The sequence below is a fragment of the Rhodopirellula maiorica SM1 genome, from assembly GCF_000346295.1.
Classification (GTDB): Bacteria; Planctomycetota; Planctomycetia; order Pirellulales; family Pirellulaceae; genus Novipirellula; species Novipirellula maiorica.
Window position 1 is genome coordinate 1 of record NZ_ANOG01000413.1, and the last position, 4,524, is coordinate 4,524.

Annotated in this window: 4 protein-coding genes; 3 read left to right on the forward strand and 1 reads right to left on the reverse strand. The window is 55.3% G+C overall.

The features are described 5' to 3' along the window. Positions 1 to 77 precede the first annotated feature (77 nt). A complete protein-coding gene (locus tag RMSM_RS13220) occupies positions 78 to 1,223 on the reverse strand; it encodes a GNAT family N-acetyltransferase (protein ID WP_008696692.1) in 1,146 nt (381 codons plus the stop codon). A gap of 246 nt (positions 1,224 to 1,469) precedes the next feature. Here RMSM_RS13220 and RMSM_RS13230 point away from each other — a divergent pair, with 246 nt between their 5' ends. From RMSM_RS13230 to RMSM_RS13240, 3 genes are all read left to right on the forward strand, one after another. Continuing rightward, positions 1,470 to 2,789, forward strand: coding sequence for an outer membrane protein assembly factor BamB family protein (locus RMSM_RS13230; protein WP_008696693.1), 1,320 nt, complete (start codon positions 1,470 to 1,472; stop codon positions 2,787 to 2,789). 210 nt (positions 2,790 to 2,999) lie between these two features. Next, positions 3,000 to 3,833, forward strand: a complete 834-nt coding sequence (larE, locus tag RMSM_RS13235; RefSeq protein ID WP_008696694.1) for an ATP-dependent sacrificial sulfur transferase LarE — start codon at positions 3,000 to 3,002, stop codon at positions 3,831 to 3,833. A 14-nt stretch (positions 3,834 to 3,847) separates the two neighbouring features. Then, the coding region (locus tag RMSM_RS13240) for a serine/threonine-protein kinase (RefSeq protein WP_315850145.1) at positions 3,848 to 4,524 on the forward strand (677 nt) is incomplete at its 3' end.

The window sequence follows — 4,524 nt, forward strand, 5'->3', positions numbered from 1 at the left end:
GATATAGATCGATGGCACGAATGGGGTGAAAGCGGGGCGCTGAATTTGCCACCCGCAACTCGAGGCAACCCGCAGCTCTAGGACGTCAGCGCCATGTCGACAACTTTGACCAGTTCTCGGCCGGTGCGGCGGCGAGCCCATTGTTTCAGCTCAAATTGCGCCGACCAAGCACTGTGGCACACCTTAGCCCACCACCGGGGCGCGACGACGCGTAATTGCAATAGAGGTGTCGGCTCGGCGCCGCTGCGTGCCTTGTAGGGCTCGTCGCCTCGCATGTATTCGATCCCGCGAAGCCCCTGGTCGTGGACGTACTTGAGCGTGTTCACCGCAAGAATTCGCCCCGGTTCGAGATTGGCTGCGTCGAGATCAAAACCGCTGCTATAGATATACAGCAGATCATCGGAAAGGATTCCTAGCTCGCCGCCGATAATCCGCCCATCCAACCGCAGCACCGGCAAATACAGACGATCATTGCGAAACATTTCATGAGCCATTTGTGTCACGAAATCACGGAGTTGTTTGTCAGCGTACGTGCCGGGTTCGCCCACGGCGTTCCAGCGACGCTGATGCAATTCAATGATCGCGTCCATAAACTCGTCCACTTGTTCGGTCGAATTCGCAATCACGCGTTCCATTCCAGGCGTTTTGTCAACCGATTCGAGAAACCCTCGCGTCTTTTTGCGAGTCCGTTTGCTATGCCGACTCAGCTGTTGCTCCCATGATTCAGCGGCCTGCAGGAGCCAAGTGCTCATGCGTGACTGCGCGTGAACGATCACGCCTGCTTTTGCGAGTGACGCCGAGAAGCAACGCATCACGGGATCTCCAGCACTGACCCCATCGAGTTCGAGAAAATCCCAGCCCTCAGAGTCAGTGGCGGTGTGTTCGCACAAAAATTGGACCATCGCGTCGACAATACTCTCGGCGTTCGCATCCTGCGGGTCTAAAAGAATCGAGGCAAAGTCAGTGCACGCATTGTTATCCCCGATAAATCGCAGCGTTCGCGGCGAATCAAAACTGCGACAAAGCGGCAAAATTCCACAAATCTGCTCCTCTGCGTCGCGGGCGACCAGCACGTAGGCTTCTAATTGACCGCCAAATTGGTCCCACCACGGCTGCAACCAACTGGTTTGACGAAAAGGAACTCCGCCGGAAAGCGAATTCCATTCTTCGGGACTACCGAACAGGGTGCTAACGCTGCGCAAACATTCGACTCGGTACATCATGGGAGCATCACCGGGAAAATTTCAGGAGGGATTCACCTGAAAATCTAGCCCGGGGGAAGGGTCGCGTACGGACGTAGAGCTAGGTTTCGCTTACAATGCAGCTTGCAAAAAAACGCCGAAGCTTTGTAATCGGCACGACCGTTTTAATCGTCCTACACATCGTTTCGCTGCCAACTCCGCTCTCCGCATTGTCTGCCAGAGACCCTTCCCACCATTTTTGTCCACCTTTATTGTCCTGGAAATCAAATGACGTCATCCCAATGGCTTGTTGGTAAATTGCCGATTGCAATCCTGGTCGGACTCGGATTGCCAACTCTATGCGTTGCCGAATCCCCGCTGTCCCAGCAAAGTGCAACGGCGAACGCGTCGTCATGGTCCGAGTTCCACGGCGTCAATTCGCAAGGGTTTACTGCCGACGGTTCGCTTCCCCAGCGGTGGAACGAAAACGATTACGCATGGCGTCATGACACCGGCGATTACAACGTCGGTTCCCCGATCGTTGCCAACGGTCTTGTGATCTTCTTGGTGTCGGATACCCAAAAACAAACGATCGCCGTCCGAGCCGTAGATTTGAAAACCGGTGAATTGGCTTGGCAGCGCCCGTATCCCCATCACATCAAACGACTGCACTCGCGAAACACGGCTGCGTCCAGCACTGCGACCGCCGACGCAACCCATATTTTCTGTTCCTGGAGCGATCCGGAGCACACGATGTTGAAGTGTTTCGACTTCGACGGCAACGAGATTTGGTCTCGTGACTTTGGAACTTGGCAAAGTCAACATGGCTTTGGTACGTCGCCCCGAATCTTCGGTTCGCTGGTCATACTGTTCAACTCTCAACAGGGCGAACAATTAAGGCAAGGTGATACACCGGGGAAAAGTCGTATGATTGCCGTCGATCGCAACACCGGCGAAACCGCTTGGGAAACACCACTAAAGACCACCCGAACCTGCTACGGTGTGCCAGCCATTTTCCAAGGCAGTGACGGTGTGGCACAAGTGATCGACGCCAACACTGGAAACGGCATGTTTGGCTTGGATGCAAAAACAGGCGAAATGTTGTGGAGTCTGCCCGTATTTGGCGCTCGCTGCTGCAGCACCCCGTTGGTCGTGGGCGACTTGGCGATTGCGACTGCGGGCAGCGGAGGCGGTGGCAACCATCTCGTGGCGGTGCGTATTCCAAAATCCAAAAACGAGAAACCTGAACAGGTTTACCGGATCGATCGGGGATCGCCATACGTTCCGACTCCGGCAAAGAAAGGCAACCGATTATTCATCATCGACGACAAAGGAATCGCGTCCTGCGTTGATGTCACGTCTGGCGAGACCATTTGGAAAGAACGCATCGGCGGCAATTTCGGAGCCTCGCCGATCATCGTCAATGACACGCTGCTGATCATCAGCTTGGATGGCAAAGCAACCCTGCTGCGAGCCAGCGACCAATTTGAAAAATTGGGGCAAGTCGACTTGGGGGGACCGGTCGGAGCGACGCCGGCATATTCAAACGGCCGTTTATTGCTTAGAGTTGGGAATGAGATCCGTTGTTTGGACACGTCCAACGGTTAGCCGCGGTGCCGAAGCGATTTTCGGTCGACCGTAGTGGACAAGGTAACGAGTCCTTTCAAAATAAGGACTGGCGAGGCTCTACGAAAACTTTTTGGCGGGACTCGTGACCTCGACCACGACGTCCAGGACGGGGGGCTCGGGACGGGGGGGCTTGTGGCCTCGGCCGCCATTGCGAATACGAATTGATTCTCTCTTTTCTTAGCACTTTTCATGTCTAGCGTCTCTACTAACGCCGAGCAGTTGATCGGGCGGATCGCTTCGTTTCGCCGCGTTACGGTGGCGTTCTCCGGAGGCGTCGATAGCAGCGTTGTGGCGGCGGCAGCGATGCGTGCGGGATTGGATTCGTTGCTGGCCGTGACAGCGAATTCGCCCAGCGTGCCGGAGTGGCAACTGCAATGGGCCGCTCGAATCGCCCAGCAGATTGGAATTCAGCAACAAGTCGTCGCCACCGACGAAGGCAATCGCCAAGAGTACATTCGGAACGACACCCGGCGATGTTTTTATTGCAAAGAAACACTGTACCGAACCCTCGCTCAATTGGCGGTCCATGACCCCACAACCGTGCTGGTATCGGGCACCAACGCGGACGACTTAGGCGACTATCGTCCTGGGATCGAAGCCGGAAATTTAGCTTCGGTCCAAACGCCGTTAGCCGATCTCGGACTGGGCAAACAAGCCGTTCGAGAATTAGCCCGATTTTTTGGGCTCGAGAACGCCGAGCTACCGGCGTCCCCTTGTTTGGCTAGCCGAGTGGCCTATGGCGTCGAGGTGACGGCCGAGCGATTGTCGCGAATCGAGCAAGCGGAATCATGGTTGCGTGACCGCGGATTCAGCGACGTGCGGGTGCGAGTACACCACGACGAACTGGCTCGTGTGGAAGTCCCACGTGCGGAACTTTCACGTTTACTCGCCGGTTCGCTCGCCGTTGAACTAAACGACACGTTGCGAACCATTGGCTTTCAATTCGTGACAATTGATCTACAAGGCCTTGAATCGGGAAGCATGAATCGGGTGCTTGTTCGGATTGGAGAAACAATTCATTGACTTCGGAAACGCCCTTGCCGACACCACCAGATGAATCCGATCTGGCTTCGTCCAAATTGATTGGCTGCCGACTCGGCGACTATCAAATCTTGCGCAAACTTGGACGCGGCGGGATGGCCGACGTTTACTCGGCGCGTCATTTATCGCTCGGCCGTGACGTCGCGATCAAAATCCTGCGCAGCGACTTTGCACGAGACAAAGATTACGTCACTCGGTTTCGTCGCGAAGCCAAGGCGGCGGCAAAGTTGAATCATCCCAATATTGTCCAAGTCTATGATGTGGGAAGTGTCGATTCGTTTCACTACATCGCTCAAGAATTGGTCGATGGCGAGAACCTCCGTAGCGTGCTTTCCAAACGAGGCTCGTTGACCACCGACGAAGCGATCGATGTGATCGTCGGCGTGGCTTCGGCGATTGAGGTTGCATCGGAAGCATCGATCACGCATCGCGACATCAAGCCCGAAAACATCATGCGATCCGATCGCGGCATCGTGAAGGTTGCCGATTTTGGATTGGCTCGTCTAGGTTTGGATGTTGATGCGACACGAGGCGATTTGACTCAAGCGGGACTGACACTCGGCACGCCACGTTACATGAGCCCCGAACAAGTTCAAGGACACACCGTCGATGTACGAAGCGATTTGTACTCGTTGGGCGTGACGATGTATCACTTGATTGCCGGACGTCCACC